The 2,888-nt window shown below is 68.3% G+C and carries 4 protein-coding genes; 1 reads left to right on the forward strand and 3 read right to left on the reverse strand.

Features of this window, described 5'->3' with window-relative positions; all coding sequences use genetic code 11:
• A partial coding sequence (gene hflX, locus VGB60_RS07040) for a GTPase HflX (protein ID WP_331037556.1) occupies positions 1-908 on the forward strand: 908 nt, incomplete at its 5' end.
• Between the two features lie 100 nt (positions 909-1,008).
• On the opposite strand, the gene VGB60_RS07045 is transcribed toward hflX, so the two are convergent.
• The 3 genes from VGB60_RS07045 to VGB60_RS07055 form a co-directional block, all read right to left on the reverse strand.
• Positions 1,009-1,368: an endonuclease domain-containing protein gene (locus tag VGB60_RS07045; RefSeq protein ID WP_331037557.1), complete on the reverse strand. Its 360-nt coding sequence runs from the start codon at positions 1,366-1,368 to the stop codon at positions 1,009-1,011.
• A 107-nt stretch (positions 1,369-1,475) separates the two neighbouring features.
• On the reverse strand, positions 1,476-2,270 hold the full coding sequence (gene mazG, locus VGB60_RS07050; protein WP_331037558.1) for a nucleoside triphosphate pyrophosphohydrolase: 795 nt from the start codon (positions 2,268-2,270) through the stop codon (positions 1,476-1,478).
• Positions 2,267-2,888 (reverse strand): MFS transporter (locus VGB60_RS07055; RefSeq protein WP_331037559.1); only part of this gene is annotated, 622 nt, incomplete at its 5' end. The genes mazG and VGB60_RS07055, both read right to left, overlap by 4 nt.

A 2,888-nucleotide genomic window follows, 5' to 3' on the forward strand; every position in this document is an offset into this window, starting at 1 on the left:
AGCTGGCGCGGCTGGACTATGAGCGCTCGCGGCTGGTGCGGACCTGGACCCACCTGGAGCGGCAGCGCGGCGGCACCGGCAGCACCGGGGGCCCCGGCGAAACCCAGATCGAGCTCGACCGCCGCCTGATCGCCGACCGCAACGTCAAGCTGAAGGCCGAGCTGGAGGAGGTGCGGCGCACGCGCGGCCTGCACCGCAAGCAGCGCCAGAAGGTTCCGTTCCCGACGGTGGCGCTGGTCGGCTACACCAACGCCGGCAAGTCGACGCTGTTCAACCGCCTGACCGGTTCGGAGGTCTTCGCTAAGGACCTGCTGTTCGCCACCCTGGACACGACCCAGCGCACCATCCGCCTGCCGCAGGGGCGACCGGCGATCGTGGCCGACACCGTCGGCTTCATCTCCGACCTGCCGCACGAACTGGTCGAAAGCTTTCGCGCCACGCTGGAAGAGGTCGGCGAGGCCGACCTGATCCTGCACGTCCGCGACATCGCCAGCCCCGACACGGGGGCGCAGGCGAAGGACGTGGAGGCGGTGCTGAAACAGATCCCGATGGTCGAGGGAAAGGCGCGGCGGATTCTGGAGGTCTGGAACAAGATCGACCTGCTTGAGGGCGACGCGCGCGAGTCGGTCGTGGATCACGCCGACCGGCTGCGCGGCGAGGGCAAGGCCGCGGCCGTGTCGGCCTGGACCGGGGAGGGGATCGACCCCCTGCGCGAAACCATCGCCGGGCTGATCGACGACGATCCGGAAACCGAACTGGTGCTGGACCCGTCGCAGGGCGAGGCGCTGGCCTGGCTGTACGAGAATGGCCGGGTGACGGGCCGCGAGACGGACGGCGAGGGCCGGACGCATGTCACGGTGCGGCTGCATCCGGCGGCGCTGGGGCGGTTTGAGCGGCAATTCGGGTAGGTCGGGCGCCCCTCCATCGCTTCGCGAAGAGGAAGGAGACGACACCGACCGTCTCCTCCCCACGCAGTGGGGAGGGGGACCGCGAAGCGGTGGAGGGGTATCAGCCTACCTGCCGCTCCATGGCGGTTCGTCTGATGAAATCCACGACGCCGTCCAGATGCAGCCGGACATCCTCGGCAGCGATCCTGACGACCCTGACCTCACGCTGACGCAGCCAGGCGGTCCGCCGACGGTCGTGCTTGATGCGATCCGGATGTTCGTGGCTCTGCCCATCCACTTCCACGGCCAGCTTCGCCGACGGGCAGTAGAAGTCCAGAATGTATGGGCCGATCGGATGCTGGCGGCGAAATTTGAGGCCGGCGAGCCGCTTGCCGCGGAGGCAGACCCAGAGTCGCACCTCCGGCGGAGTCATCCGCCGACGAAGGTCGCAGGCTCTTTCAACCGTCAGGATCGCGGTCATGACCCCTCCACCGCTTCGCGGTCCCCCTTCCCATGGCTTCGCCACAGGGAGGAGACAGGGCAGCTTGTAGTTCTTCGACCGTCGACGCTAGCGAATACAGCCCCAAGTTAGGATGGCGGACCCTTTTCTCGCGCCTTCGCCGCGTCCCACAGCCCGTCCATCTCCGCCAGATCCGACTGCGCCGGCGACCGCCCGTCTTTCGACAGCTCCGTCTCAATAAACCCGAACCGGCGCACGAACTTCGCGTTCGCCCCGCGCAGGGCGTCCTCCGGCTCGACCCCAAGCTTACGCGCCAGATTGGCCACCACGAACAGCAGGTCCCCCATCTCGTCGCGCGCCTTGTCGAGGTCGCCGGCGGCGATTTCGGCCCGGAGCTCCGCCACCTCCTCATCCAGCTTGTCGAACACCTCGTCGGTCGAGGGCCAGTCGAAGCCGACGCGGGCGGCGCGTTTGGTCAGTTTGGCGGCGCGGGCGAGGGCGGGGAGGCCGACGGGGACGTCGTCGAGCACGCCGTGCTGCTGTTTGGAGGCGCGTTCGGCGGCCTTGATGTCTTCCCAGCGGACCTTCTGCGCGGCGCCGTCGGGCTTGGCGGCCTCGTCCCCGAAGACGTGCGGATGCCGCCGCTCCAGCTTGTCGGCGATGGCGTTCGCGACGTCGTCGAAGGCGAACAAACCCTGTTCCTCGGCCATGCGCGCGTGAAAGACGACCTGGAACAGCAGATCCCCCAGCTCGCTCTTCAGCTCGTCGAAGTCGCCGCGTTCGATGGCGTCGGCGACCTCGTAGGCCTCCTCCAGCGTGTAGGGGGCGATGGTAGCGAAGGTCTGCTCCACGTCCCACGGGCAGCCGCCGACCGGGTCCCGCAGCCGCCGCATGATGGCGTTGAGGCGGTCGATGGGGGTCAAACGGCCTCTCCGTCCCGCTCGGCCAGCTGCGCCCGGATGACGGCGTGCTTCTCGGGCGTCAGCGGATAGATACGCAGCACCAGCGCTGAGATCAGCAGCAGCACGACCGGGGCGGCGATGAACAGCCACTGCAGGCCGAGGATCACGTCCGGGTCGTTGACCGCGCCGGGCTCGGCGTTGAAGCCTATCCACTCCAGCACCGCGAAAGCGCCCACTGAGACGGCGTAGCCCATCTTGGACGTGGCGTTCAGGATCGAGAACAGCAGGCCGGTCCGGTCCGATCCAACGTCCAGACGGATGGCGTCGGCCGCATCGGCCATCATGGCCCGCAGCAGCAGGTCGGCGGCGCCGAACGCCAGGCCTGTGCCGAACATCGCCCCCAGTGCCGCGGGGAAGTTCCCGGCTGGGACCAGGAGGGTGGCGGCGGCGAAGCTGATCGCGAAATAGACGCTGCCGATGGCGAGCGCCCGATGCTTTCCGATCTTCGTCGCCAGCACTGCCCAGATCGGCGCGCCGACGAGGCCAGCTACGAAATAGACCAGCAGCAGGATCGACGTCTGCTCGCGCTCGAAGCCCCGCGCCTGCTCGAAGAAGTAGAAGAACAGCACCCCGATCAGG

Origin of the sequence: Brevundimonas sp. (assembly GCF_036399195.1) — a bacterium.
Lineage (GTDB): Bacteria > Pseudomonadota > Alphaproteobacteria > Caulobacterales > Caulobacteraceae > Brevundimonas.